The 26,361-nt window shown below is 69.5% G+C and carries 26 protein-coding genes; 15 read left to right on the forward strand and 11 right to left on the reverse strand.

What is annotated here, in order from left to right:
- Window positions 1-3: 3 nt before the first annotated feature.
- Window positions 4-2,058: an ATP-binding protein gene (locus ACLJRM_RS03785; RefSeq protein WP_410662268.1), complete on the reverse strand. Its 2,055-nt coding sequence runs from the start codon at window positions 2,056-2,058 to the stop codon at window positions 4-6.
- A 157-nt stretch (window positions 2,059-2,215) separates the two neighbouring features.
- Between ACLJRM_RS03785 and ACLJRM_RS03790 the strand changes: the two genes are divergently transcribed.
- From ACLJRM_RS03790 to ACLJRM_RS03825, 8 genes are all read left to right on the forward strand, one after another.
- Complete coding sequence (locus ACLJRM_RS03790; protein ID WP_101608364.1) at window positions 2,216-3,928, forward strand: ABC transporter ATP-binding protein; 1,713 nt, start codon at window positions 2,216-2,218, stop codon at window positions 3,926-3,928.
- A complete protein-coding gene (locus ACLJRM_RS03795) occupies window positions 3,925-5,670 on the forward strand; it encodes an ABC transporter ATP-binding protein (protein ID WP_410662269.1) in 1,746 nt (581 codons plus the stop codon). The genes ACLJRM_RS03790 and ACLJRM_RS03795 overlap by 4 nt, the downstream gene beginning before the upstream one ends.
- 19 nt (window positions 5,671-5,689) lie before the next feature.
- Window positions 5,690-6,247 (forward strand): TetR/AcrR family transcriptional regulator, encoded by a 558-nt coding sequence (locus ACLJRM_RS03800; protein WP_410662270.1) that lies wholly within the window; start codon window positions 5,690-5,692, stop codon window positions 6,245-6,247.
- Window positions 6,248-6,730: 483 nt separating this feature from the next.
- On the forward strand, window positions 6,731-9,715 hold the full coding sequence (locus ACLJRM_RS03805; RefSeq protein ID WP_410662271.1) for a family 16 glycoside hydrolase: 2,985 nt from the start codon (window positions 6,731-6,733) through the stop codon (window positions 9,713-9,715).
- 84 nt (window positions 9,716-9,799) lie between these two features.
- On the forward strand, window positions 9,800-10,516 hold the full coding sequence (locus ACLJRM_RS03810) for a transglycosylase SLT domain-containing protein (protein ID WP_101608368.1): 717 nt from the start codon (window positions 9,800-9,802) through the stop codon (window positions 10,514-10,516).
- A gap of 17 nt (window positions 10,517-10,533) precedes the next feature.
- Window positions 10,534-11,562 carry a CHAP domain-containing protein gene (locus tag ACLJRM_RS03815; protein WP_410662272.1) on the forward strand — a complete coding sequence of 343 codons (1,029 nt, stop codon included), beginning with the start codon at window positions 10,534-10,536 and terminating at the stop codon, window positions 11,560-11,562.
- A complete protein-coding gene (locus tag ACLJRM_RS03820) occupies window positions 11,559-11,825 on the forward strand; it encodes a YbaB/EbfC family DNA-binding protein (RefSeq protein WP_410662273.1) in 267 nt (88 codons plus the stop codon). The genes ACLJRM_RS03815 and ACLJRM_RS03820 overlap by 4 nt, the downstream gene beginning before the upstream one ends.
- Window positions 11,822-12,103: a hypothetical protein gene (locus ACLJRM_RS03825; protein ID WP_410662274.1), complete on the forward strand. Its 282-nt coding sequence runs from the start codon at window positions 11,822-11,824 to the stop codon at window positions 12,101-12,103. The genes ACLJRM_RS03820 and ACLJRM_RS03825 overlap by 4 nt, the downstream gene beginning before the upstream one ends.
- Here the strand turns inward: ACLJRM_RS03825 and ACLJRM_RS03830 are convergent.
- On the reverse strand, window positions 12,098-12,868 hold the full coding sequence (locus ACLJRM_RS03830) for an ESX secretion-associated protein EspG (RefSeq protein ID WP_410662275.1): 771 nt from the start codon (window positions 12,866-12,868) through the stop codon (window positions 12,098-12,100). The two genes, ACLJRM_RS03825 and ACLJRM_RS03830, sit on opposite strands and share 6 nt — an antisense overlap.
- Window positions 12,869-12,965: 97 nt before the next feature.
- Here ACLJRM_RS03830 and ACLJRM_RS03835 point away from each other — a divergent pair, with 97 nt between their 5' ends.
- Window positions 12,966-13,775 (forward strand): helix-turn-helix transcriptional regulator, encoded by an 810-nt coding sequence (locus ACLJRM_RS03835; protein WP_410662276.1) that lies wholly within the window; start codon window positions 12,966-12,968, stop codon window positions 13,773-13,775.
- On the opposite strand, the gene ACLJRM_RS03840 is transcribed toward ACLJRM_RS03835, so the two are convergent.
- The 6 genes from ACLJRM_RS03840 to ACLJRM_RS03865 all read right to left on the reverse strand — a co-directional run bounded on the left by ACLJRM_RS03840 (window position 13,750) and on the right by ACLJRM_RS03865 (window position 17,843).
- A complete protein-coding gene (locus ACLJRM_RS03840; protein WP_410662277.1) occupies window positions 13,750-14,295 on the reverse strand; it encodes a hypothetical protein in 546 nt (181 codons plus the stop codon). The genes ACLJRM_RS03835 and ACLJRM_RS03840 overlap by 26 nt on opposite strands.
- Complete coding sequence (locus ACLJRM_RS03845; RefSeq protein ID WP_410662278.1) at window positions 14,292-15,020, reverse strand: hypothetical protein; 729 nt, start codon at window positions 15,018-15,020, stop codon at window positions 14,292-14,294. The genes ACLJRM_RS03840 and ACLJRM_RS03845 overlap by 4 nt, the downstream gene beginning before the upstream one ends.
- The gene (locus tag ACLJRM_RS03850) at window positions 15,020-15,319 is read right to left on the reverse strand and encodes a hypothetical protein (protein ID WP_410662279.1); all 300 of its coding nucleotides are present in this window, start codon (window positions 15,317-15,319) and stop codon (window positions 15,020-15,022) included. Before ACLJRM_RS03850 ends, ACLJRM_RS03845 begins: the two co-directional genes overlap by 1 nt.
- Complete coding sequence (locus ACLJRM_RS03855) at window positions 15,316-16,485, reverse strand: PPE domain-containing protein (protein WP_410662280.1); 1,170 nt, start codon at window positions 16,483-16,485, stop codon at window positions 15,316-15,318. The genes ACLJRM_RS03850 and ACLJRM_RS03855 overlap by 4 nt, the downstream gene beginning before the upstream one ends.
- Window positions 16,475-16,954 (reverse strand): hypothetical protein, encoded by a 480-nt coding sequence (locus tag ACLJRM_RS03860; RefSeq protein ID WP_410662281.1) that lies wholly within the window; start codon window positions 16,952-16,954, stop codon window positions 16,475-16,477. Before ACLJRM_RS03860 ends, ACLJRM_RS03855 begins: the two co-directional genes overlap by 11 nt.
- A 121-nt stretch (window positions 16,955-17,075) precedes the next feature.
- Window positions 17,076-17,843 carry an EI24 domain-containing protein gene (locus ACLJRM_RS03865; protein WP_101608379.1) on the reverse strand — a complete coding sequence of 256 codons (768 nt, stop codon included), beginning with the start codon at window positions 17,841-17,843 and terminating at the stop codon, window positions 17,076-17,078.
- A gap of 118 nt (window positions 17,844-17,961) precedes the next feature.
- Between ACLJRM_RS03865 and ACLJRM_RS03870 the strand changes: the two genes are divergently transcribed.
- Genes ACLJRM_RS03870 through ACLJRM_RS03880 form a run of 3 tightly spaced genes read left to right on the forward strand, consistent with a single transcriptional unit; the run spans window position 17,962 to window position 19,996 of the window.
- Entirely contained in the window at window positions 17,962-19,134 is a 1,173-nt protein-coding gene (locus ACLJRM_RS03870) for an MFS transporter (protein WP_410662282.1), read from the forward strand.
- Complete coding sequence (locus ACLJRM_RS03875) at window positions 19,131-19,547, forward strand: Dabb family protein (RefSeq protein WP_410662283.1); 417 nt, start codon at window positions 19,131-19,133, stop codon at window positions 19,545-19,547. The genes ACLJRM_RS03870 and ACLJRM_RS03875 overlap by 4 nt, the downstream gene beginning before the upstream one ends.
- Before the next feature lie 2 nt (window positions 19,548-19,549).
- Window positions 19,550-19,996: an ester cyclase gene (locus ACLJRM_RS03880; protein ID WP_101608382.1), complete on the forward strand. Its 447-nt coding sequence runs from the start codon at window positions 19,550-19,552 to the stop codon at window positions 19,994-19,996.
- Here ACLJRM_RS03880 and ACLJRM_RS03885 read toward each other — a convergent pair.
- The 3 genes from ACLJRM_RS03885 to ACLJRM_RS03895 form a co-directional block, all read right to left on the reverse strand.
- Window positions 19,983-20,843 (reverse strand): endonuclease/exonuclease/phosphatase family protein, encoded by an 861-nt coding sequence (locus tag ACLJRM_RS03885; protein ID WP_101608383.1) that lies wholly within the window; start codon window positions 20,841-20,843, stop codon window positions 19,983-19,985. The genes ACLJRM_RS03880 and ACLJRM_RS03885 overlap by 14 nt on opposite strands.
- A 353-nt stretch (window positions 20,844-21,196) precedes the next feature.
- Window positions 21,197-22,234, reverse strand: coding sequence for a hypothetical protein (locus ACLJRM_RS03890; protein ID WP_101608384.1), 1,038 nt, complete (start codon window positions 22,232-22,234; stop codon window positions 21,197-21,199).
- Window positions 22,235-22,252: 18 nt separating this feature from the next.
- On the reverse strand, window positions 22,253-23,101 hold the full coding sequence (locus tag ACLJRM_RS03895; RefSeq protein WP_410662284.1) for a hypothetical protein: 849 nt from the start codon (window positions 23,099-23,101) through the stop codon (window positions 22,253-22,255).
- Window positions 23,102-23,221: 120 nt separating this feature from the next.
- On the opposite strand from ACLJRM_RS03895, the gene ACLJRM_RS03900 reads away from it, so the two are divergent.
- The 3 genes from ACLJRM_RS03900 to ACLJRM_RS03910 all read left to right on the forward strand — a co-directional run bounded on the left by ACLJRM_RS03900 (window position 23,222) and on the right by ACLJRM_RS03910 (window position 26,360).
- Window positions 23,222-23,794 (forward strand): TetR/AcrR family transcriptional regulator, encoded by a 573-nt coding sequence (locus tag ACLJRM_RS03900; RefSeq protein ID WP_410662285.1) that lies wholly within the window; start codon window positions 23,222-23,224, stop codon window positions 23,792-23,794.
- Window positions 23,795-23,802: 8 nt separating this feature from the next.
- On the forward strand, window positions 23,803-24,933 hold the full coding sequence (locus ACLJRM_RS03905) for an SGNH/GDSL hydrolase family protein (protein WP_410662286.1): 1,131 nt from the start codon (window positions 23,803-23,805) through the stop codon (window positions 24,931-24,933).
- Window positions 24,934-25,301: 368 nt separating this feature from the next.
- A complete protein-coding gene (locus ACLJRM_RS03910; protein WP_233223141.1) occupies window positions 25,302-26,360 on the forward strand; it encodes a S1 family peptidase in 1,059 nt (352 codons plus the stop codon).
- Window position 26,361 lies beyond the last annotated feature (1 nt).

Raw genomic sequence — 26,361 nt, forward strand, 5'->3', positions numbered from 1 at the left:
GGGTCACCTCGCCTTGATCCGCCGAAGCCGCGCGTACACGTCCGCCGCTCTCGGCGCGCCGAGTTCGTTGAAGATCTTCAGTGCGTCCCCCCAGCAGCCCTTGGCCGAATCGACCTTGCCCTTCGCTTCCCAGAGTTGGCCGAGATGGTCCAGCGCCGCCGCTTCGCCATAGCGATCCCCCATCTCACGCCGGAGTTCCAGCGCCCGGTCCAGCTGTCCCGCCGACTCCCCGCTCCGGTTGATCTTCTGGAACACGAGCGCGAGCCCCACCAGCGTTTCCGCCTCACCGTAGCGGTAACCGATCCGATGGCGGATGTCCAAAGCCTGCCGAAGGTTCTCGTAGGCCTGATCGAACCGGCCCAGCTCGTGGTTCGTGAGACCGAGGAAGTGCAAGGTCTGCGCCGCTCCCCATTCGTCGCCGAGCGCGCGGAAGACCGAGAGCGCGTCGGCGTGGTGGTCGAGGGCCTCGGCGAACCGCCTCTGTTCGTGGTAAGCGATTCCCAGGCTGATCAAGGCCTGGCCCTGTCCCCAGGAGTCGCCGATCCGGCGCCGGATGGCGAGCGCCGACTCCAGGTACTCCAGCGCCTCTTCGAACCGGCACAGGTCCCGATGAGCGATCCCCAGTCCCGCCAGAAGGGACGCCTCGCTGAACTGGTCGGAACATCTCCGAGCCGCCTCCACCCCGGTCTTGTAGGTCGCGATCCAGTCGGCCCACGGTTTGCGCAGCGTGAAGAACGCCCACAGCGCGAGCGGTAACCGGCACGCGATCACCGGCCAGTCCGCGGCCAGCGCGGCGTGCACCGACGCGACCAGATTGGGTTGCTCGGCCTCGCACCAGGCGAGCGCGTCCCCGTAGGTGCCGAATTCGAGCCTGCCGGAGACGGCGGCGGAGAACTCTATTTCGGTGCGCCGTCGCATGGGGGTGAGTACGCGATCCGCGGAATCGGCGCAGGCGAGATACCACTCCAACAACCGTTTCGGCGCGTTCTCCCGCTCTTCGGCCGATTCCTCGGCTTCGACGCATTCCTTCGCGTAAACCCGCAGCAGGTCATGGAACCGGAACCGGTCGCGATCGACTTCGAACAACAGACATCCGCCGGTGAGATTGTCGAGCCTGCGCCGGACCTCGGCCGAGGGCATACCGGACAGCACGGTCGCGGTGGTCACGCTGATGGTCGGACCCGGATGAAGGCCGAGCAACCGGAAGACACGGGCGGTCTCGGGATCCAGCGACCGGTACGACCACGAGAACACGGGCCGCAGGGCGGACATTTCGTCGTCACCGGTTTCGAACGCGTCCAGCCTTCGCGCTTCCGAAGCGAGCTCGGCGAGGAGGTCGGCGACTCGCAGGTACGAATGGGCGGCCACGCGTTCGCCCGCGATCCGCAGCGCGAGGGGAAGGTGCCCGCACAGATCGGCGAGTTTCGCTGTCGCCCCGGGTTCCTCGTCCGCCCGGCCCGGCCCGATCGCCTTGCGCAGCAGGGCTTCGGATTCGGCCGGGGACAGCATGTCCAGGGTGATCCGCCGCGCGCCGTTGCGCACGACGAGACCGGACAGGCTGCTGCGGCTGGTCACCATCACGAAGCAGCCGGAAGTACTGGGCAACAGGGCCCGGACCTCGTCCGGCGAGGTGACGTTGTCCAGGACGATGACGAACCGGCGATCATTCACCATCGAACGGAAAAGCGCCGATTTCGCCTCGAGGCTCCGCGGAATCATCTTCCCGGGAACCTCGAGCGCCAGCAGAAACCCCGCAAGGACCTCGTGCGGCGTACTCGGCGGCCCGGGCGCGTAGCCGTGGAGATCGCAATAGAGATCTCCGTGGGGAAACCGGTCGCGCTGCCGGTGCGCCCATTGCACGGCCAGGGCGGTCTTTCCGGCGCCTGGCGCGCCGGCGACGATCGCGACCGCGACCGAGTGGCCGTCCTCGCCCCGGTCCGCGATGTCGCTGAGCGAAGCCAGTTCCGTCTCCCTCCCGACGAAGGTGGCGGTCACGGCGGGCAGCTGATGCGGCGTCAACGGAGAACGGGCCGCGGAGTCGTCGTCCCAACGATCCATATCCAAGAGTCGCCCGGGAAACGCCCACTGTCGCGGGTTGTCCCCGTTCCCACCTGAATGGCGCAAGCGCGTGGCCCACGTCACAGTGGACTCCCTTGACTGACCGTCGGTCAGTGGAACTAAGGTAACCCTAAATCAACTAGCGAAGGGGGTGCCGGTGGGACGCATCATGACGCTGGCGACCGGAGTACGCGGCTATCTCGCCGTCGGCGTTCTCCTGCGCGTCGCCGTGACTTGCACCTACATCGGCCAGGGGCTGCTGCTCGCCAGGGTCCTGGAGCAGATGCTGACCGGACACGGGATCGGCGAACAGATCCGGCCGCTGGCGGGCGTCGGGGCCGTCGCTCTGCTCCGATTCGGGCTGACGTGGATCGCGGAGATCGTCAGTCAGCTCACCGCGGCCGCGACCAAACAGGAACTGAGGACGCGGGCGTTCGCGAAACTGGCGGAACTCGGCCCCGGGCACACGTCCGGTGAACGCACCGGCGAGCTGAAAGGCGCGCTCGTCGAGGGCATCGAGTCCCTGGAGGCGTACTACGCCCGCTACGTGCCCTCACTCGTCGCGGTCGCGGTGACGCCGGTGATCGTGCTCGCGGTGCTGGCGGGACACGACCCGTGGTCCGCGGTGATCGTGGCGGCGTTCGTCGTCGCCGCGCTGATCCTGCCCAAGCTGTGGTCGCGGATGCTGAAGCGCCGCGGCGACGAACTGATGACGGCCTATCTCGGGATGGGCGCGACCGTGCTGGACACGCTCCAGGGTTTGGTCACGCTCAAGGCGTTCGGCGCGGCCGGGCGGCGCCGCGAGGAACTGTCGACCGTGTCGGGCAAGCTGATCACCGGCTGGAACCGGGTGATGGCGGTCGCGCTGATCGCGCAGATGATCTACACGCTGGCGATCGTCGGCGGGGTCGCGGTGACCGTCGCGGTCGCGTCCGTCCGGGCCGCGAGCGGATCACTGGACGTCGCCGCGTTGTTCGTCGTGCTGGTGCTTTCCGGTGAGGCATTGCGAGCGGTCGGCGTGCTGGCAACGTCGTTCCACGCCAGTTACGACGCCGCGAGCGCGGCCGACGTGCTGCACGGGTTGTTCGCCCGGCGGCCACCCGCTCCGGAGCGCCCGGGGGTCGTTCCGGCGGAGGGGGTGACGGCGTCGGTCGGCTTCGAAGACGTGTCCTTCGCCTACACGGAAGGCGAGACCGTCCTCAGAGGACTCTCCCTGCGTCTGGCGCCGGGCGAGACGGTCGCCGTCGTCGGCCCGTCGGGTGCGGGGAAGTCCACGCTCGTCGCGCTGCTGCAACGCTTCCTCGATCCCGGCGCCGGACGGGTGACACTGGGCGGGCACGACCTGCGCGATCTGCCGCTCGGGCAGATCCGGTCGATGATCGGGCTCGTCTCGCAGGACACCTATTTGTTCGGCGGCACCATCCGGGACAACATCGCGCTCGCCCGCCCGGACGCCTCGGACGAAGAGATCGCCGCCGCCGCGAAGGTGGCCGACATCCACGACTTCGTCACCGGCCTGCCGGACGGCTACGCCACCGAGGTCGGGGAACGGGGTCTGCTGCTCTCCGGCGGCCAGCGTCAACGGGTCGCGATCGCCAGGGCGGTCCTGCTGGACGCGCCGATCCTGGTGCTGGACGAGGCCACGGCCAGCGTCGACGCCGCCACCGAGGCGTCGATCCAAGCGGCACTGGGGAGACTGACCCGGAACCGCACCACGCTGGTGATCGCGCATCGGCTCTCCACCGTGCGCGACGCGGACCGCATCGTCGTGCTCGACGCGGGTGTGGTCCACGAAACGGGAACCCACGACGAACTCCTCGCCCGCTCCGGGCGCTACGCCGATCTCCTCTCCGCACAAGGAGCCTCATGAACGCCGTCGTCACCTCCCCGCTCCGCGCGACGCTGAATCGCGCGCGGCAAGGGAAAGCCACCCTGGTGCTCGCCTTGATCGGCGGCGTCGCCCAGCACGCCGGGGCCGTCGTCGCCGCGGCCGCCGGCGCCTGGCTGATCGCGACCGCCGTGACCGGCGCCGGACCCGGCGGCCTCTCCCCCGGCCTGATCGTTCTCGCCGCGGCCGTCGTCGTCGCGGGCGCCGGGACGTGGGCGGCCGCGCAATTCGGGCACGCCTTCGCCTTCCGGTACCAGGCCGATCTGCGGCTGGCGCTCTACGACGGCTTGGAACGAAGTGCGCCCCGCGAATTGCAGGGGCGGCGGACCGGCGAGGTCGCGGCGATCGCGATGGGCGACATCGAGCAGCTCGAACTGTTCTTCGCGCATCTGCTCCCTGGCGTCCTCAACGCGGTGACCATCGGCGTCGCGAGCGTCGCCGCCCTCGCCACGATCGACGTCCGGCTCGCGGCCGCGGCGGGGGCAGGCATGCTGCTGACCAGCCTGGTGCCGATCATCGTGGCGCGCCGGACCGAACGCGGCGGGCAACGGCTCCGGGAGGAGATCGGCGGCCTGAACGGCGACGTCGTCGACGGGGTGCAAGGAATCCGCGAGCTGCTGGCCTTCCGCCAGGTCGGCGCGTGGCAGGCCAAGCTCACCGCACGCACGTCGGCGATCCGAAGTCACCAGCTCGCGCACGGACGCGCCGTCGGCTTCCAGAACGGCGTGACCGACTTGCTTTCCTCGGCCACCACGATCACCGTGCTGATCACGGCGGTCGTCCTGAGCGCGTCGGGCGGGATCTCACTGGTGACCGTGACCGTCGCGGTCGGCCTGGTCATCGCCGCGGTCCGCCCGGTCACCGAAGTGGTCGAGATGGCGGGACAACTGTCGCCGCTGCGCGCCAGTGCCCGCCGGGTGGTCGAGCTGATCGACCAGCCGGCGCAGGTTCCGGACTCCGCGAACGCCACGCCGGCGGTGAGCTCCCCCTCCGTGCGCTTCGATCACGTGTCGTTCTCCTACGAACCCGGTCGTCCCGTGCTCGACGACGTCTCGTTCGAAGTCCCCGCGGGCTCGACCGTCGCGATCGTCGGGCACTCCGGAGCGGGCAAGTCGACCTGCGTCAATCTGCTGCTCCGGTTCTGGGATGTCGGCCGGGGCGCCATCACCCTCGGCGGCAACGATCTGCGGGACTTCCCGTTGGCGGGACTGCGGGACCACATCACGGTCATCCCCCAGGACGTCTACCTGTTCGACGCCACCATCGCCGACAATCTCCGCCTCGGGCGGCCCGGCGCGACCCTCGCCGAACTCGAAGCCGCCGCCCGTGCGGCCAACGCTCACGGCTTCATCGAAGCGCTGCCCGAGGGATACGACACGAAAGCGGGTGAACGGGGACTGCGGCTCTCCGGCGGTCAGCGGCAGCGCCTCGCCATCGCCCGCGCGCTCGTCTCGCCCGCGTCGGTCCTGGTCATGGACGAGGCCGCCTCGAACCTCGACACCGAAAACGAACGGGACATCCAGGCGGCGCTGCGGAATCTGCGCCGCGGGCACACCACGATCGTCATCGCGCACCGCCTGTCCACCATCCGCGGCGCCGACCGCATCGTCGTCCTCGACGCGGGCCGGGTCGCCGAAATCGGTACCCACGAAGACCTCCTGGCCAGGGGCGGTCCCTACGCCCGGCTCATCGCGGCGCAGCACGGCGGCGTCGTCGGAGCTTGAGCCGTCCTAAGCTGGGGGCATGAAGAGCACGGCACCCAGGACCAAGCCCTCGGACGAGCGCCGGACCGATCTGCTCGACGCGGCCGAGGAACTGGTCCAGAACCAGGGGGCCGAGCGGTTCACCGTCGAGGACGTCACCACGGGGGCAGGCGTCGCGAAGGGCACGTTCTATCTCCACTTCACCAGCAAGGGAGATCTGCTGGACGCGCTGCGGGACCGCTACGTACGCCGGTTCGCCGAGGTCCAGCTCTCCGCCGCCCGCGTGGAGGGCGGCGTCGCCGGGGTGCGGGCGTGGATGCGGGCGGGCGTCACGGAATACCTCCGCGACGTCCGCCTCCACGACGTCCTCTTCCACCCCTCGACACGCGGCGAGCGGGACACGCCGAACACGGTGGTCGACACGTTCGCGGAGTTCCTGGCGTCGCTGGACTCACCGCCCGCGGATCCGGAGACGACGGCTTTGATCCTGTACTCGGCGATGCACGGGGTGACCGAGCACATCGTGCACACGCCGGGGACGGATGACCGGCTGCTGGCGGGGCTGGACCGGCTCGTGGTCTCGGTGCTGGAGGTCTGACGGGTCGTGAGTGGCGATTCGGGTTCTGTTAAAGGGTAAGTCAATTGGGGCGTGACCAGCCTCTGTGGTGAAGGACCCCTTCGCTGGCCTCAAGGTTGGGAGGTGGCCTTCGTGGTGTGGTTCTGGACCGGTCTGCGGGCGCCAGTCGTTCCCTGAATGTCCCCTGTGGACAGTCAGGGTGCGACCGGTCCAGATCCTCGACACTGAAGGCTCCCTTCACCGCATCGGACGCAGCGAAGGGAGCCTTCAGCCCGGCACGACCCGTCACGTTCGAGCACCTTGGCCGCCTGGCAGTCCGTGAAGGCCTCCTTCCCTACCCTCACGGTAGGGAAGGAGGCCTTCACGGACCTGCGACCAGGCGCGGCGCGACCATTAGGACTAACTTTCGTCCGAGTTGTACACACTTTCGTTGACTTCGGACGAAAGTCCTCTTAGGTTCAGCGACGTCACAGAGGTGCTCCGCCGCCGACCCGAGGAGCAACGATGCTTCCGTCCGTCCGCAAGCGCTTCAACCGGTCCATCGTCGCCTCATTGGCGCTGGTCACGGGCCTGTCAGGGCTGGTCGCAGCCCCGGCCGAAGCGGCCATCCCACCCCAGCAACCAGGTGTCACGCTCCGCACGTACGACCTCCAGCGCGAGATCACCAAGCTCTGCGTGATCAAGTCCGGTCAGACGCCCAACGTCGACAAGCTGATGCCGACGATCAACTGGACCGGCACGGCCGACTTCGGGCTCAACGAGCAGTTCGTCTCCGAGGTCATCGCCAACGTCAACATCGCCACCGCGGGCCAGTACGAGTTCCGGCTCACCAGCGATGACGGCTCCCGGCTGCGCATCGACGGCCAGACGGTGATCAACCACGACGGCCTGCACTCGGGGACACCGGCGACCGGCTCGGTCCAGCTGGGCACGGGGTATCACGCGCTGCGGATCGACCACTTCGACAACACCGCCGACCAGCAGGTCACCCTCGAATGGCGGCCGCCGGGCGCGGCGGGCTTCGCGCTCGTGCCGAATTCGGTGCTCAGCACCGACGCCGACGTCGTCCGGGTGACCTCGCCGGGACGCAAGGAGTGCGAGGGCGCCGCGGATTCACCCGGTGACGGCCTGCCGCTCAACGCCGTCCACCCCGGCTTCACGCTGACCAACCTGCGCCCGAACGGTTTCCAGCCGCAGGTCACCGGGATGGACTGGCTGCCCGACGGGCGGCTCGCCATCGCCACCTGGGGCGGGTCCGACAAGGTCCTCGGCGAGGTCCACGTGCTGAGCAACGTCAGCGGCAACACGGACCCGAGCAAGGTCCAGACCAAGCGGGTCGCCAGCGGGTTGAAGGAACCGATGGGCGTCAAGTACGTCGACGGCAAGCTGTACGTGTCGGAGAAGACGCGGCTCGTCGAACTGAACGACACCAACGGCGACGAAGTAGCCGACAACTACCGCACGGTCGCCACCTGGCCGTTCGGCGGCAACTTCCACGAGTTCGCGTTCGGCCTGCTGTACAAGGACGGCTTCTTCTACGCCAACCTTTCCGTGTCCATCAACTACGGCGGCGCCACGACCGACCCGCAGCCCGCGCCCAACCGCGGCACGACGATCAAGGTCAACAAGGCCACCGGCCAGGTCTCCTACGTCGCCGGCGGGCTGCGCACGCCGCACGGTATCGGCTGGGGCCCGGAAGGCGACGTCTTCGTCACGGACAACCAGGGCGGCTGGCTGCCGGCGAACAAGCTCGTGCGGGTCAAGCAGGACCGCTTCTTCAACCACTACACCAATCCCCCCGGCCCGTTCGACTCGAAGCCGGTGACCGCGCCCGTGTTGTGGCTGCCGCACAACGAGATCGCGAACTCGCCGAGCAACATGGTCATGCTGTCGCAGGGCCCCTTCGCCGGGCAGATGGTGTACGGCGACGTCACCTACGGCGGGCTCCAGCGGGCCTTCCTGGAGAAGGTCAACGGCGAGTACCAGGGCGCCGTTTTCCGCCTCACCCAAGGACTCGAGTCTGGCGTCAGCCGGATCAGCCTCGGGCCGGACGGCGCGATCTACACCGGCGGGATCGACGGCGGAGGCAACTGGGGCCAGCCCGGCAAGCTCGCCTACGGCCTCCAGAAGGTGACGCCCAACAGCACGAACGCCTTCGACATCCGCGCGATGCGGGCCGTCGCGGGCGGATTCGAACTCGAGTACACCCAGCCCTTGTCGGCCGCCACCGCGCAGAACCTCGCGGCGAAGTACCAGGCGCAGCAGTGGCGCTACCAGCCCACCGCCGCGTACGGCGGACCGAAGGTCGACGAGCAGACCTTGTCCGTCACCTCCGCGAGCCTGTCCCCCGACCGCAAGAAGGTCACGCTGCAGGTGGCGGGGCTGAAGGCCGGGCACGTGGTGCACGTCCGGTCCCCGCGTCCGTTCGCCGCGGAATCCGGCGCGGCGCTGTGGAGCACGGAGGCTTGGTACACGCTGAACTCACTGGTCGGCGGCCCGCCGGCGAGCACGACCTACGAGGCGGAGCGGGCCGCGCTGAGCGGTGGCGCCGCGACCAACACGAACCACGCCGGCTACGCGGGCACCGGGTTCGTCGACGGATACTGGAATCAGGGCGCCGCGACGACGTTCACCGTGAACGCGCCGAAGGCCGGTGCGTACAACGCGGCGTTGCGCTACTCGAACGGCCCGGATCCGGCCCCGGGCACCAAATCCGTGACCGTCTACGTCAACGGCACCAAGGTCAAACAGGTCAGGCTCGCCGGCACCGGCAACTGGGACACCTGGAACTCCCAACCGGAAACCCTCACCCTCGCCGCCGGGAACAACACGATCTCCTACCGCTACGACAGCGGCGACGCGGGCAACGTCAACCTCGACAGCCTCACCGTCACCGAGTCCCAGCGCATCCAGCTGTTCAAGGGCACCGATCTGAACGCCTGGGAGAAACGCGCTGGTGGCGCCGCGACCTGGCCGGTGTCCGGCGGTGCGATGGAGTCGAACGGCGGCGACATCCGCACGAAGCAGCAGTTCGGCGACTTCCGGCTGCACGCCGAGTGGAACGAGCCGAACTATCCGCCGGAGGTCACCGGACAGCAGAGGGGCAACAGCGGGATCTACCTCCAGGAACGCTATGAACTGCAGGTGCTCGAATCCTTCGGGGACACCACGCTCGCCAACAACGAGGCAGGCTCGATCTACTCGAAGAAGGCGCCTGACCGGAACATGGCGTCGGCTCCCGGGACCTGGCAGACCTACGACGTCACCTTCCGCGCCGCCCGGTTCGACGGCGCCGGGAACAAGACCGACAACGCCCGGGTGACGGTGGTCTGGAACGGCGTCGTGGTCCACAACGACGTGGCGATCGACGGCGGCACGGGCGACAACATCCCGGAGAGCGCGGGCCCGGGGGCGATCCGCCTCCAGGACCACGGTGACCCGGGTGAGAACCCGAAGTTCCGCAACATCTGGATCGAGCCCATCGGCTAGCCCGGGCTGACCGCCTGTGCAACGCACGTGTCCACGCGTGCAACGCCGGTTCCCCCGGCGCGCACAGGCGGTCAAGCTCGTTCCATGACCAAGCTGACCCCGGAGCAGATCGCCCGGCACGCCTACGACGCCGGTTTCCGGGGTGACGGGCTGACCACGGCGGTGGCGGTCGCGCTCGCCGAGTCCGGCGGGAACACCCGCGCCCACAACGCCACCCCGCCCGACAACTCCTACGGGCTCTGGCAGATCAACATGCTGGGCGCGATGGGGCCGGAACGGCGCAGGCAGTTTGGCCTGGACTCGAACGCCGAACTGTTCGACGCCACCACCAACGCCAAGGCGGCCAACAAGATCTCCGGCGACGGCAAGTCGTGGACCCCGTGGTCGACTTACACGAACGGCGCCTACAAACGTCACCTGCCCGCGGCGCGCAAGGCGGCCGAGGCCGTGCGGAAACATTCCAGCGGACATTCGACCGGCACCGGCATGGGGCGGATCCGGGTCGACAAGCAGACCCTCGACGGCTTCGTGCGGCGCACCCGCCGGGTCGGCGACGCGCTCACCTCGGCCTCGGGAAACCAGGTCAAGGACGTCCGGTCGATCGCGGACGACAGCTTCGGCAAAATCGGCAAGGAGTCCGGGTTCGCCGACGCGCTCGGTGACTTCGGCGCCGCCCTGCAGAGCCAGGTCAAGGCGGTCGGCACGTCCGCCGACCGGCTCGCGGACGCCGCCGCCAAGGCCGGGAAGGCCTACCACGACCGCGATTCCTCGGCAGCCGCGCGCCTGGACCGGCTCGCCTGAAAGCGTTGGAGACTCCGATGGACACCCTCGCCACCGCCCGGCATTTCGCCGCCGACATCCTGGCGCACCGCAACAAGCTCGCGGGCAAGGCCGAAGACGCCGCACGCGTCCAGTTCGCCCTGCACCAGGTCTCGAAGACCCTGCACGACCAGCACGACCTGCACAAGAAGGAGACCGACGTCGTCCTGAGCCATTGGGACGGCAAGGCTTCGGAGGAGTTCGAGCGCACCACCATGCGGCTGCGCAAGGACATCCGCACCACCGCCGACGCGAGCACCGACGCCGAACGCGTCGTCGCCCGCGTCATGTCCACTGTGGATGGTGGGCACACCGCCGTCCAGCGGCTCGCCGACGAGTACATCGGCAAGGCCAAGAAGCTCCTCGACGACGCCGCCGGGGTGGGCTCGCGGGCCGCGATGGTCACCGCGATCGCCGCGGCCGCCGATCTCGCGCCGCGGTACACGAAGCAGTCGGCCGCGACGCTGCGGAAGGTCGACGGCGAACTCACCGACGCCGCGAAACGGCTGCGGGCGCTGCGCAAGGAACTCCGGCACGATGGCGTCGCCGACCGTGCGGTCGCGGACCACTCGTCCGGCCACGGGAAGACCGAAGCCGCCAAAGCGTCCACTCGCGGGCAGAAGGTCGTTTCCGCGGCACGCAAGGAGCTCGGCACGCGGGAGAACCCTCCGGGCAGCAATCGGAATCCCTACGGCCCGACGGCACCGTGGTGCGCGTCGTTCGCCACCGCGATGTGGCGCAAGGCCGGGGTGAAGATCCCGATCCTGCCCTTCACCGGCGACGTCTACCGCTGGGGTCAGCAGCACGACAAGGCATACGGCAAGAACTCGTTGAAGCAGGCCAAACCGGGCGACGTGCTGTTGTTCGGGACCGGGCCGCAGAGCCCGTCGACGAGCACCCACATCGGCATCGTGGAGAAGGTGGAAGGCGACAAGGTGACGATGATCGAGGGCAACTCGGGCGATTCCGTGCGCCGCAACACGCACACGTTGTCCAGCGCCACCTTCTACGGCGGAGTGCGCCCGTGACCACCGGAAGCGCGCGGGACCGCGTGATCACGGTCGAGGTCGAACCGGGCGGGGCTCTGCGGGATCTGCGGATCGAGGAGGGTGCGCTGCGGCTCAGCCCTCAGGAGCTCTCGAGGCGGATCCTCGGTCTCGTGGAGCGGGCGACGGCGCAGGCGAGCCGACGTCTCGACCTGGACGACGCGGACTCCCTGGGCCTCGGCACGAGCGCTGAACTGGCCGAAGCGATCGAAGAGACGACTCCGGAGACCTGGAGGGTGCAGTGATCGACGAACGCAGTGTCGAGCAGTTGCTCGAAGACGCCGAAACCCCGGACACCGACTACAGCGGACGACTGGCCGCGGTCACCGGCGAGGCCAGCAGCGACGGCGTCACCGTGACGGTCGACCTGTACGGGAAGCCGGTCGGGCTGCGGTTCGACCGGCTCGCGCTCACCTCGCGCGCGAGCGACCTGTCCGCGCTCGTGCTCCGGCTCGCCGCGACGGCCACCGTCATGGCACTCGACGCCGGTGAGTCCGTTGTGGATGGTCTCGCGTGGTCATGAGACGTCGTCGATCATCGACGTCAGGCGTCCGGCGAGCCAGTCCGCCTCGGCCGGGGTGACCATCACCCACGGCTCCCCGCCGACGTTCTCGTGGGTGACGGCGTAGCGGCCGGCCTCGGTGTCGAACCAGCTGAGCACCGGGCTCCGGCCGTGGCCGCCGGTGACCGCGAGTTGCCCGGCCCCGTACCGCGCCGACGTCACCATCGTCGCCAAGGGCCGCACGCTCCGCCCGGTGATCCCGGCTTCGGCCAAGGCGCGCTCGAAACCGTCGTAACCCGCTCTCGCGAAGCCGTCCATGGCCGCCGAGAAAGCGGCTCGCGGCAACCGGATCTGTTCTCCCGGCCCGGGCACGCCGTCACCGAGCATCCGGCCGACGGTGACGATCAGGTCGTTCGCCCGCAACGGTTCGAGGACCAGGTCCTTTTCGTCGAGCACCGCCAGCACGCCATGGGCACCCCGGACGGCCGCGAGCATCCGCCACGGCTGTTCGCCGAGCACGAGCGCGTCCACCGACAACGCGGGTGAGCCCAGAAGGACGAACAGGTCCTCGATCGCCGGGTCGACGTCATCGCCGCTGGTGAACCCTGCCTCGGCCAGCCCGGCGAAGACTTGTTCGCCCAGTTCGTCCCGTTCGTCCATGGTTTCGCCGTGCGAGGCCACTTCGAGCGGGTAGGGCAGCTCACCGTTTCCGAGGTCGGCCCACAGCAGGTCGAATTCCCGATGTGACAGGACGATGCCCGCCGAACTGCCCGAACGCCGCGCCATGGCCATCCCTCCCCTTTTCGCCGTCACTCGGCGGGCACGATACCGATCGAACGGTGAAGATGAACGCGCAATCCCGACGAATCCGCGAACGGTGCCCATGACCGAACCAGAAGTCGCGACCGGACAGCTGATCGTCCGCGCCTCCGGCGCCGCGGCGGCGCGTGCGGCCATCCTCGGCGACCGGAAGACCGGCCCGGACGGCATCCAGCTTCTCCTGCGGTGCACGGTTCCACGGGCTGTCGCCGAAGAGGGCGCGAAACTCGGCTTCGCGGGCTGTGTCCTGCACGTGCTGCCGGTCGGCGGACACGACGGCGAAGCGCCCGGCAGGCGTGGCGTCGTCATGCTGACCCTTCCGGCGGCGGAACTCTCGTTGTCCTTCACCGAATTGCGCCCGCTGATGTTCCGCCCCGTCGACGTCGACGCGCCGCTGCGAACGTTGTTCTCCAGCTCGATCGCCCATGTCCTCGCGGTCGGCTCGTCGCTCGATCCGCATGGCCTCGCGCACCATCTGCGCGGACTCGCGGAACTGGTGCTGCGCAGTGTGCTGCGGGCCGAGCTCAACCGCGCCGACGCTCTCGCAACCCGCCGACGCGAGGCCGTCCGGTACATGCGCGACCATCTCGCCGATCCCTCGTTGAGCGCGGATCAGGTGGCCGAGGCGCTCTACATCTCGCGACGTAGGCTCTACCAGCTGTTCGACGACGGTCAGGGCATCTCCGAACGGATCAAGGGGTTGCGGGTCGAGCGGGCGAAGACCCTGCTGGCGGATCCGGCGAAGGCCGCGCGGGGGATCGCCGAGATCGCCAAGGACTGCGGCTTCGCCAGCGCGGCCCACTTCTCGCGTTCCTTCCGGAAAGCTGTCGGGGAAACACCCCGGGAGTTCAGGGAACGCGCGCTGGAGCACTGAGGTCCACCCCCGCGACGAGGGTGCCCGCGAGCGCGGCGACGTCCAGCCAGCCGCGGCCACCGGGCGAGTGCAGGGTGAACACCGCGACGCGCGGGCGTTCCGGGTCGAGCACGACGGCCTGCAACTGAGCGCCCGGCCCGTCCACGGCGATGCGCTCGACGATCACCACCGGATATCCGCGAGCCGTCGTCGCGGTGCTGACCTCGCGAATCCCCGGCGTGGTGTCGGCGGCGAACCAGCTCAGTTCCGCGGCGGCCTCGACACCCAGCGGTCGTTCGACGGGGATCGACCCGGCGAGCAGCAACGCCGGGTCGGCGTCACGATGCTCGGCGATCGCCAGCAGTCCCGCGCGGTGCTCGTGGGCGCGTTCGGCGGCCTGGATCGCGGCGGACTCCAGCCCGAGGTCGCGTTCGGCGTCCGGGCCGCGGAGCCGGATGAGCAGCGCGTGCAGTTCGGCCGTCGTGCGTTCCACCGACGCCAGGGAGACCGGGGTGATTCCCGGGACCGCGGTGAGTTTCACCGGCCACCCAGGGAAACGGCCGCCGCGAAAGCACCGACCGCGCCGGACGGCGGGGTGAGGGCCGGACCGGGAGCGCGGGCCAGCGAGGCCGCGAGTTCTTTGCCCAGCGAGGAGAATCGTTCCATGCCACTGGTGACTTCCGCGAAAGACGCAGTGCCGTCCGGCGTCTCACCCAAGGCTGTTCCGGGCTCGCCGAGCGCCCTCAGCCGGCCTTCGACGCGCGACGCTTCGGCCCGGTGAGCCGCTTCCAGCGCACGGGCTTGCTCCAGGACGCGGTCCAGTTCACGCCGCACGTCCTCGTGTCGCGCTTTCGCCGCCGTGAGTTCGGCCTGTGCCACCGCGCCGCCGGCGGCGAACTGGACGGCCGTTTCCGCGATCTCGACGGCGTCCTCCGCGTCGGTGAGCGCGCGCCGCAGCGTCACGGCCCGCCGGTCGAGTTGCTCGGCGCGCCGTACTCCGGCGACGACCATGCCCGCCCATGCGGTGAGGATGTCCGCCGTGGCACGAAGGACGGCAGGCGCGGGTTCGAGCACCGTCCTCGCTGCGGCGGCACGGGCGGCGACGGTTCCGGAAGCGTCCCCCTCCCATTCACGCGGCATTTCGATCCGGATGACGGTCGCCGCGTCGAGTTTCGCGGCCGCCTCCGAACACCGCTGGGCAGCGGCCGCGACGGCGTCCGCGTCGCCCTGAACAGGGTCGAAACCGAGACCCCTGAACCCGGGCATCAGGGACCCCCGTCCGCACGCCGCAGTGCCCGGACGGCGTCGTCGTCGGTGTCCTCATAGGACTTCGCCGCGGTGAGGATCCCAGCCGCCGCACCGGCGAACTCGGCGTGTGCCGCGGCGAGGGAACCCGACCAAGGCCGGATCAGCCCGTCGAGGGCGGCCGCGATCCCGGGCGGGCCCAGATCGCCCGCGGCGACGCCTTCGGTCAGCCGCGCGGCGTCGCCCAGGTCCTCCGCGACGTCTTCGAACTGCCGCGCGAGCGCCCGCAGTCGCTCCGGCTCGGCACGGTAGCCGCTCATTCGCCGAACACCGGCGGATAGGCGGGCGGGAGATCGTCGAGGAGGTCGTATCCGCTGCCGTAGCGGTCGCGGTGTTCCTTGTCCTCTTCCCGCTGGCTGCCGGTCATCGGCGGGTACATGCCGAAACCCGCTCCCCCGGCGCCACCGCGGGCACCCGCGGCGCCCTGGCCGAATCCTCCGGCGGCCGGAGCGGCCGCGCCACCGAAACCGCCCGCGAAACCCGCGCCGGTCCCTCGGCCGCTCCTGGCGGCGTCCTCGACGGAGAGAACGCCACCTGGCAGGGAGGAGCCAGGCCCGCTCACCCCGGTCGTCCCTCCGGACGGGAGGTCCACGACTCCGGCCGAGGCCGCGTACGTGGCACTGTCGTCGGGGTTCACGACGTCCGGTCCCGAGGTCTCCGGTGAGGGAACCGGGACCGGGCGCGGCGGAACAGGCTCGGGCCGGGGCGGCACGGGCACGACAGGTGCGATGGGCCGAGCGGGAAGTGGCTGTGGCGCCTGGATTTCGGCCGCTTTCGGCGGGGCCTCGAACATCGGCGGCAACCGGTGCCGGACGCCCTGGCTGGCCTCTTCGTACTGGTCCATCACCCGGACGGCTTCGGCCTTGGCCCGGTCCGCCTCGCGTTTGGTCGGGAGCTTGTCGTCGAGGAGGTCGTCCATCATGTACGCGCCGTTGGGTCCGTCGAGCGCCTTCACCGCGTAGCCCTCGCGGAACCAGCGCTCGGCGTCGTAGTGCACCGGCTCCGGCATCTTCCGGCGCGCTTCGGTGATCGCCGAGGTGTACGCGTCGAGCCCGTCGCCGATCTGCCGGGAGTTCTGCGCGGCCTCGCTGGCCCAGGCGGTGAGACGGTGCGCGGACTCGGCGGCCTGCGCCGAAGACAGGCCGCGCCAGGAGAGCAACAGCTTCTGCACGATGGTGCGGACCTCGGCGGTCGCCGTGTCGACACCCTTGGCCAGCTCGCCCCAGCGATGCGCCTGCTCCCCCAGTTTCGGCGGCTCGGCGGATTTGATCATGTCCCACAGCTGGCGGTGCTCGTAGCACTCCCAGTTGATCTTCCCGAGCGCGCCTTCCTTCAGGTTGGCCTCGCGGCGGCGGACCACCCTCCGCCGCTTCGCCCGCGCCCGCGCGCTCAGCGGATGCTTGTCGGTGTAGTACTCACCGCCCATCGGTCCCCCTCGCCACGGTGTCGACGGCGGACGCGTTCGCTTCGTCGGTGCGGACGTGCTGCTCGGCGACCAGGCCGATCGCGGCACGGAACGCGGCGAGCTCGGCCAGATAGGACTCGAGCGCGACCTGCACGCCCCCTTCCTCCGCCCCGCCCCGGCGGGCGAACGACCGGCGCATCGGCACGGACACGGGACCTTTGCCGTCGGCCAGCGGGGTTCCCAGCTCGCGGGCGTCCGCCAGATGCGCCTCCAGCACCCGTTGGCGCTCGTCCAGCGCCTTCAACGCCTCCGCGATCTCCGCGTGGTCCAGTTCGATGCGGTCCGAGCCGTCGGCGACGATGGCCGCGGCACCCTCACCCGTCGGTTTCTCGACCTGACCGGCCTTGCCGACCGGACCGGACGGCCGCCGCTGCTCGCGCAGCTCTTCGCGGATCCGCTCGGCCTCCGCCTTGCCGTGCACCTTGACCATGTCGCGCGCTCCCTCTCGTCACCGACGCGGACATCCTCGCCGTTCCGGCGCGCCAAGACCAGTGCCGGATACACACCGGGACACGAACCCTGCACAGCCGGTCAACCGGCACGGTATGGCCTCAGGTCACCGGCAGCGGCCGATCCACCGCATCGCCCGTGAGGACGTCGCGGGCGACGAGCACCCCACCGACGAAGCCCATCGGCATCACGATCAGCGCGGCGAAAGGGATCAGGCACAGCAGCGACACGGGAAGCCCCAGCCCCAGGGCGAGCGCGCGGCGCTTGCGCAGCAGTCGCCGCCGCTCCTTCAAACCCATCCCCCGCCGGTAGAACGGCACGGCGATCAGTTCCAGCGCCAGGAACCACGCCGTGACCAGTGCCAGCAGGACCGGCACGACGGTCTGGCCCACCACGGGGATGAAGCCCGCGATCAAGAGCGGGATCGTGAACATCAGCGAGCGCAACACCAGCGACAGCCCGTCCTTCAGGCCCATCACCAGCAACCGCCACCCCGACAACTCCACCGCGCCGGGAACGCCGCCGAGATCGTCTTCGACCTTCTCCGCGATGTGCTCGTAGAACGGCCCGCCGATGGCGAGGGTGATCGCCGTGAACCCGATCATGGCGATGGCCAGCGCCACCCCGAACACCGCGGCACCCGCCGCCACCCGCACCGCGGTCCGCAAACCCTCGTCCCAGTCGTCCGCGAAGGGAGTGAGCAGCAGCGCAAGATCGTCGATCCAGAACGCCAGCGCGACGACTCCGCCGAGGAGCAGCAGCGTGGTCAGCACCGCGGGCAGCGCCCCGATCAGCAGCAGTCTCGGTGACCGCAGCAGGATGCCCAGGCCTTGCCCGAACATCCGGAAACCCTTGAAGAAATCCCGCATCGGACATTTCTACCAGGGGCCGTGATCACGACCGCCCTCACCGGCCGCGTCGGCATACCGCGGAGATAGGCGATTTTCACCGACGCGAGCGCGGGGGCGCCGCTGCGAGGTTGGTGGCGTGACGAACCGAGCAGCCGCCTTGACGCCGACGCGCCTGGCCCGCGGCACCGTGCTGGCGGCGGCGACGCTGACCATCATGGCCGCGGCGATCATCGCGCCCAGCCTGCCCGCCATGCGGGAGGTCTTCGCCGGTACGCCCGGCTCGGGACTTCTCGTGCGGCTGGCACTGACCGTGACCTCGCTCGCGATCGCGATCAGCGCGCCGCTGTCCGGGATCTTCGCCGACCGCGTCGGGCGCCGTCCGCTGCTCCTGACCGGGCTCGTGCTCTACGCGATCACCGGCACGGCCGGGTTCTTCGTGAGCGACCTCTCCCTGCTGCTGGTCACCCGGGCCGGGCTCGGGCTCGCCGTCGGCGGGATCATGACCGCGGTCAGCACCCTGATCACCGACTGGTTCGAAGGCCCCGGCCGCGCATCTTTCCTCGGGCTCCAGCAGGCGTTCGCGAGCCTGGGCGGTGTCGTCTTCCTGCCGCTGGCCGGGCTGCTGGCCACGGTGAACTGGCAGGCACCGTTCTGGATGTACTCGGCCTCGGCGATCGTGGCCGTCTTCGCGACCGTCTCCCTGCGTGAACCGCCGCGGAGCGATCCCACGGTGCGTGAAGACCAGCGAGCCCGGCTGCCCGGGCGCATCATCGGCGTGTACGTCCTGGCCCTGGTCGCGACGCTGGTCTTCTACATGGCGCCGACGCAGTTGCCGTTCCTGCTGGAAGGTTTCGGCAGCGGTCCCGCCGCCATCGGCGCCGTGGTCGCCGGGAGCACGCTGACCAGCGTCGCCGGCGCTCTCGCCTTCCCTCGCCTGCGCAAACGCCTGAACTCCACGGCGATCACCACCGTCAGCGTCGCGCTCCTGGGCGCGGGCTGGCTGGTCATCGGAACGGCGGGCACCGTCGTCCAGGTCGTGGCCGGACTGCTCGTCGGTGGTTTCGGCGTCGGCTTCGTCGTCCCGAACCTCAACCTGCGCCTGGCCGAGTTCGCCGGTCCCGCGCAACGCGGCCGGGTACTCAGTGGCCTGGTCACCGGGATCTTCCTCGGGCAGTTCCTGTCCCCGCTCGTCGTCCAGCCACTCATCCAGACCATCGGCATCGACGGTGCCTTCACCTCGACCGGCATCGCGATGGCGACCGGAGCGGCACTCGCCGCTCTTCTCTCGAAACGAAAGGAAGCACGATGATCTACCACGGCAACCGTTTCACCCTCCGGCCCGGCGCCTCGCCGGAACAGGTCGAGGAAGCCTTGGAAAGCCTCCGCAATCAGGGCCGGGTCATCCCCTCGGTGAAATCCTTCGTCGTCGGCCGCGATTTCGGCGGTGAGTACGAATGGGGCGCCGTCTTCGCGATCGAGGATCTCGAAGGCTACTGGGAATACCTCATCCACCCGGCGCACCGGAACACCGACCGGGTCGGACTGCCGCTGGTCGACAAGTTCGCGTCGTTCGACATCACCGACGACCCGGACCCCGAGATGGCCGCGAAGATCGCCGAACTGCACCAGCGCCGCTACGACAACGACGCCGAGCTGACCAAGCTGGTGTCCGATCTCGGCGAGTACTCCGGCAGCGCCGCGCCCGGAAAGCACGGTGACTGACGATGGCGGGCCAATTCGCGAAACTGGCCGAGTCCTGGGTGGCGATCTGGAACGGCGACCTGGCGCTGACCGAAACCACCGTGCCCGAGGACTTCACCTGGCACGCGGCCCCGCTCGACGGCGGGCCGGTGCGGGCGACCGTCGGCAGGGAGAACCTGAAGACCTGGGTGGGCGGCCTTCGCGCGGCGTTCCCGGATCTGCTCTTCACCGTCCACATCGGACCGATCGTCGACGGGGACGTCCTCGTGCTGCGCTGGCTGGCCGAAGGGACCTACCGAGGCGGGTTCCCCGGCGCGGACGAAGAGCAGGTGGGCCGCCGCGTTTCTTTCCACGGCACCGACATCCTGCGCGTGGCCGACGGGCTGATCGCGGAATACTGGATCAACGCGGACATCCTCTGGCTCTTCGAGCAGCTGGGAGTGCGTGAACTCCCCGTCAGGACACCGTGAACGCGCTCAGCACGGCCAGGTGGTCCGACGGCCAGCCCGACCCGCCGCCGAAGGTCCGGGTGCTCTTGGGCGTGATCGATCCGCCGCGGTAGAAGACGAAGTCGATCCGGTCCTGCGGCTCCGGCCTGCCCTGGTTGTCCTTGACCACCGGCGACCAGGTGTCGCCGGGATCGGCGACGGGGTCGGGCCGCAGCTTCCGGTACGAATCGGTGAAGCCGCGAGCGGTGAACGCCTTCGTCGTCGGCCAGGCCACCTCGTAGCCGCAGTGCCGGGACTTGGCGGCCGCGGTCCAGTCCTGATGGGACGGGCTGTTGAGGTCCCCGGCGACGATGCCGGGGCTGCTGCCCGTCCATTCCGCGATCTGCTCGGCCTGACGACGGCGGTTCGTCTCGTCGGCGAGGATCGTGCTGACGCCGTCCTTGTCGAAGCACGCGTTGTACGGGCCGTATTTCGTGTAGTCCAGGTGGATCGAGTAGACCCAGACCCCGGCGATCTTCGCCGTGATGGCCCGCGCGCCCGTGTCGTTCCACGATTTCCAGTCGGTGTCCTGGATCGGCAGCGCGCTGATCACGTCGATGTCCCAGCCGGGCTCGGTGTGCTGCCAGCCCAGCGCGTCGGCGATCGCTTCGGTGGCGCCGCCGCCGGTCTCCGAAAGCGCCACCACGTTCGCGCCCGAAGCCCGGATCTGGTTCACCACCGAGCCGATCCCGCCGTGCGAGCCCTGCAGCCAGATGTTGAAGCTCAGCACGGTCAGGTTCGTGGCGGCCGAGGCCGGAGCGGCGGTGCCGGCCATCGTGAGCAAGAGGACGGCGAGAACGCCCGCGAGGCGGCGTTTGGCAGAGGTCACGGGATCTTGGTCTACCGGCGGGACGGGGCGAAGTCCAGCCGTCAGACGAGTGTTCAACGACTGGACACTTCGGGTGAACGCGCCGCCGTCCGGCTGTGTCGTGAGTGGCGATTCGGGTTGTTGACGGGCAAGTCAAACGTGTCGCGAAAGCCACTTTCGGGACGTCTGATGTCCCGAAAGTGGCTTTCGCGACGCCAGGCATGGCGACCGCGCACAGCCCTGAGTCACACTCCGGCCAGGCGAGTCGTGAGCGGGTAAGGACGGTTGAGGGGAAGGGCAAGGGTGGCATGCCTGGTCGAGTTGGTCGTGAGTGGTGATTCGGGTTCTAACCCGAATCACCACACTCACGACCGCTAGCCACCGTCCGCGAGTGAGCCGCTCCCGCCGGGACCGGTCACGATGACGCGGCTGCTCACGACGTTCCCGAACGGGACGATCGTGACCTGCCAGGTCTGCGGCGAGCCGACGTCGATCGTAGTCGTCGCCCGCTTGACCAGGGCCGGGAGGCCGTCGACGGCCAGGGTGCGGAGGTCGAACCGCGGCACCTGGGCGTCGGTCGGCGCGAAGACCACGGTCAGCCGTCGCTCTTCGATCACCACGGTGACCACCTGCGAAACGTCCGCGGCCTCCGCCAGCGAGTCGATCGCCCGGCGCAACTCCCCCTCGCCCAGCAGCGATTGACCGACGGTGACGGTGGCCGAGCCCGACGAAGACGTGGTCACGCTGGACGACGTCGAGGACTGCGTCTCTTCCGACCCGGTACGCGACTCCGGGCCGAACAGCTCCGCGCGGAACAGGAACAGCACGAGCGCCGCCCCGAGCAGTAATCCGAAGAGCGTGAGCGCGCCGTACCCACAGCCCTCCGCCTGCTCTTGGACCAGACTGGTCTCCGGAGCGGACTCGATCACGGCGCCGGCGGCACGGCGCTCCCACTCCGGCGAAGGCCGGTCCACGATCTGCGCCTTCCACGGCCTGTTCGGCGGGTACTGGACGACGAGGATGCCGCCGGGCCGGTGGTTCGGGATGTCCACCAGGTTGACGCCGTGCTGGATCTTGACGCGGTACGTCGCCGCGCCGTCGGGGGCGACGGTGAGGACGAAGTCGACCGGGATGTCGCCCGTTTCCGTGCCACTGGCCCGCAGGCTCTCGATCTTGGCGAGCGCGACCACCGGGACGATCGCCGCCTCCCGGGCGCGTCGCGGCGCCCCGGCGAGGTAGAGCAGGATTCCGTAGACGACGGGCAGCCCCAGACCGGCGATGATCAGCGGGACGTACTCGATGATGATGCCGACCACGAAGGCACACAGTGTCGTCCCGATGACGATCCCGGACAGGAATCCGCGGACGAGGGCGAGCGGGCCGGGGCGGGTGGGTTCGGGGACAGCCGACATGAACGTGACTCCAGACTTTCAGGCCGCGGGCAGCCAGTCGCTGAGGGCGGGGCAGCGCCGGAGCGCCACGAAGATCTTCTTGTCATCGGCCGGTGACGCCGGATCGAACAGCACTTCGGCGGTGGCGATGGTGGTGTCCCGGGTCCGGCGGGTCACCCAGTGGCGGACCCCCGCGACGTCGACGAAGCACAGCGTGACGGTGGTGCCGACGACCCGGGTTCCCGATTCGTCCCCGCCGACGTGCACCTTCACGTCGACGATCCGGGCGGGCACCCGGCGGCCGTAGGCCAGCAGCCAGTCCCTGGTCCGGACCATCTCGGAGTACCGGCGCGAGACGCGGACGGCGTACCACAGCACGAGGAAGGTCAGGACGAGCATGAGCGCGGGCACCCACCGGTCCGCGTAGTACAGCAGCCATCCCCAGAATCCCCACTTCTCGTCCGTGTGGAAGACCGGGTCGACCGCGATGCCGACGGCGAGCGGCGGAAGCCACTCCCGCGACGATTCCCAGGTGCCGAGGGTACTCGCCGCGAACAGCAGGACGACCGGGAACACCGGCCCCGACGGGCGGCCCTGGTAGCGCGTCATGGCGACATTGGCGAGGCTCACCCCGGCGATACCGCCGAAGACGGCGAAGGTTCCCCACACCACGCCGTAGGGCGGGTCACCATCGGAGCGGTCGTCGAAAACGCTGTCGATCGCCATGGTCCGGAACACCTCGACGAAGGAGCCGAACCCGTGTCCGGCCACGAATCCGCTCACCAGGGCGACGGCCGAGGCCACGATCGCGCCGGCGAGCAGGCGCCGGTCTCCCCTCCAGCGCTCGATGCGGTCGCGCCGGGCCTGGGCCGGGTCCACTGTGTTCATCACGCTCACCTCCGTTCGGGCTGCGCCCAGCTTCCGTCAGGGCGGCCGCTACCGAACCCAGGTTTTGCCTTCCTAAACACATTAGGCAAATCCCGAATGGACTATGGTAGGCTGGCGAACATGGTGCGAGCAGGGCTGACCACGGAACGCGTGGTCACGGTGGGAGCGGAGATGGCCGACGAGGTCGGCTTCGAGCAGGTGACCCCGACGGAAGTCGCCAAGCGATGCGGCGTCAAGACGGCGAGCCTGTATTCGCACGTGAAGAGCGCCCACGAGCTGAAGACCGGGATCGCCCTGCTGGCCCTGGCCGAACTCGCCGACCTGGCCGCGACAGCGGTGGCAGGCTTGGCAGGCCGGGACGCGCTGATCGCGTTGGCGAACGTCCACCGCGATTACGCCCTCGCACACCCGGGCCGGTTCACCGCCGCGAGGTTCCGGCTCGCACCGGAACAGGCCGTCACCAGCGCGGGCGTCCGGCACGCCGAGTTGATGCGCGCGATCCTGCGCGGTTACGACCTGGCCGAACCGCACCAGACACACGCCGTACGGCTGCTGGGCAGTGTCTTCAGCGGCTTCGTCGGACTGGAGTCCGTCGGCGGCTTCAGTCACAGCACCCCCGGCTCACAGGAAAGCTGGATCGAAATCCTCGACGCGCTCGACGTCCTGCTGCGCGCTTGGCCCCGAAGGAAATGAACAAGGAAATGCTCACTACCCCGATCACCTCCGACCTCGTCCGCGGCGCCGTCGACCTGGAGCGCACGGAACGCGGCGTACTCCCCCACCGGTTGCCCGCGCGGGCCCGGCAGCAGATCCCCGACGGCCAGCTGGCCATGGCGGAATCGCAGCCGTCCGGTGTCCGGCTGGCCTTCCGCACCACGGCCACGCTCGTCGAACTGGACGTCATCGCCACCAAGCGGGTCTACGTCGGCGTGCCGCCCCGGCCCGACGGCGTCTACGAACTGCTCGTCGACGGGAGCCTCGCCGGACGAGCCAGCGTGGCCGAAGGCGACACGCTCACCATCGACATGACCGACGGCAGCATGCGAACCCAGCCCGGTCCCGTGCGCACCCTGCGCTTCGCCGGCCTGCCCGGTGACGAGAAGGACGTCGAGATCTGGTTGCCGCACGACGAAACCACTCAGCTGGTCGCCTTGCGCACCGACACGACCGTCCACAGTGCACAGAACGGCGGTCGCAAGACCTGGCTGCACCACGGCAGCTCCATCAGTCACGGCTCCAACGCGGCGACCCCGACCGGAACGTGGCCCGCCGTGGCCTCGGCCCTCGCCGGGGTGGAGCTGGTCAACCTGGGTTTCGGTGGCAGCGCGCTGCTCGACCCGTTCACCGCCCGCGCCATGCGGGACACGCCCGCCGACCTGATCAGCGTCAAGATCGGCATCAACCTCGTCAACTCCGACGCGATGCGCCTGCGCGCGTTCGTCCCGGCCGTGCACGGTTTCCTCGACACCATCCGGGAAGGGCACCCCACCACGCCGCTGCTGGTCGTCTCGCCGATCCACTGCGCGATTCACGAGCACACGCCGGGCCCCTGCGCCGTCGCGATGAGCGACGGAAAGCTGCGGTTCAAGGCCACCGGCGACCCCGCCGAGACCGCCGCGGGAAAGCTGACGCTCACCACGATCCGCGGCGAGCTCGCCCGCATCGTCAAGGAGCGAAGCGCGACCGATCCGAACCTGCGTTACCTCGATGGCCTCACCCTGTACGGCGAAGCGGACCAGGCCGCCATGCCACTGCCCGACGAACTCCATCCGGACGCGGCCACGCACCGGCTCATCGGGGAACGCTTCGCCCGGCTCGCCTTCGACGACTGATCCTGGACAAGGGAAACGCTCACGACCCCGTAGAGAACCCCGTATCCCCACACGGATCTGTGGTACGGAGAACGATCTCTAGGCCGGGCGTGTGATCACATCGGTGTTACGGCGCCGTTTGCTGTGCGCGAATAGGTCGGTAGGCCGATCGGTGCGATACCTATCTTTCTTCCTGTCCAACGAAAGTCGGTACCCCGCGCCGGTCGGCACGATCACCATGATCGAGACCGGATCACCGGTGCCGGGCCATCTTGGCCGTGCCCGGCCACCCACCGCGTCCAGCGCGGCCACCCTTCGCGCTGGATCCTCCCTCGCGAAAGTGAGTTCCCGGTATGCGCACAAACCCCTTAGCCCGTACCGCCACCACCATGGTGGCCGCAGCCGCGGTCATCGGCTTCCTGGCGCCATCAACGGCCACCGCCACCACCATCGAGGGCTACTCCCCCACCGTGCAGAGTGAAGCGGTGACGTCCCTCGCTTCGGACGCCGGGGTCAGCCAGGCCGCCGCCACGAACTTCCTGCGGGCGCAGACAGCAGCTGCCGAAACGGTGCAGAAGGTCACCGCCTCCCTCGGTTCCCGTGCCGCCGACGGCTACCTCGACGACTCCGCCCGGCCCGTGGTGAACGTGCTCGACCAGGCCGCCGCGGACCAGGTGACCGCGACCGGCGCGCAGGCCCGCGTGGTCAAGCACTCCAGCGCGGCGCTTTCGAGCGCGCAGAACGCCTTGCAGGCGCTGCCCACGGTCACGCACACGTCGATCGGCCTCGACCCGAAGACCAACCAGGTAGTACTGACCGTGTCCGACGCCGCCAAGGGCTCCGAGGCCCTCGTGAAGGCCGCCGAAGCGCTCGGCGACCGGGTCCGCGTGGAGCGGACCACCGGCGAGATGCACACCGCGATCTACAACGGTGAGGCCATCACCGGCGGCGGCACCCGCTGCTCGGTCGGGTTCAACACCAACAAGGGCGGCCAGAACTACATCCTCGACGCCGGCCACTGCACCCGCGCGGTCTCGCAGTGGAACGTCGGGCCGTCGCAGGGCGCCAGCTTCCCGACCAACGACTACGGCCTGATCCGCAACACCTCCGGCAGCGGCCCCGGCGCGGTCACCCTGTGGAACGGTTCGACCCAGAAGATCTCCTCCGCCGGTTCCGCGACCGTCGGGCAGCGGATCAGCAAGAGCGGCAGCACCACCCGCCTCACCTCGGGTTCGGTCCAGCGGCTCAACGTCACCGTGAACTACGCCGAAGGCTCGGTGTACCAGCTGATCCAGACCAACGCGCTGGTCAACCCCGGCGACTCGGGCGGCTGCCTGTTCTCCGGGAGCATCGGCCTGGGCATCACCTCCGGCAAGGGCGGCGGAAGCTCGTACTTCCAGCCGATCGGCGAGGCCCTGAGCGCCTACAGCGTCACGCTCAACCCGTAAC

Origin of the sequence: Amycolatopsis sp. lyj-84 (assembly GCF_046549075.1) — a bacterium.
Classification (GTDB): Bacteria; Actinomycetota; Actinomycetes; order Mycobacteriales; family Pseudonocardiaceae; genus Amycolatopsis.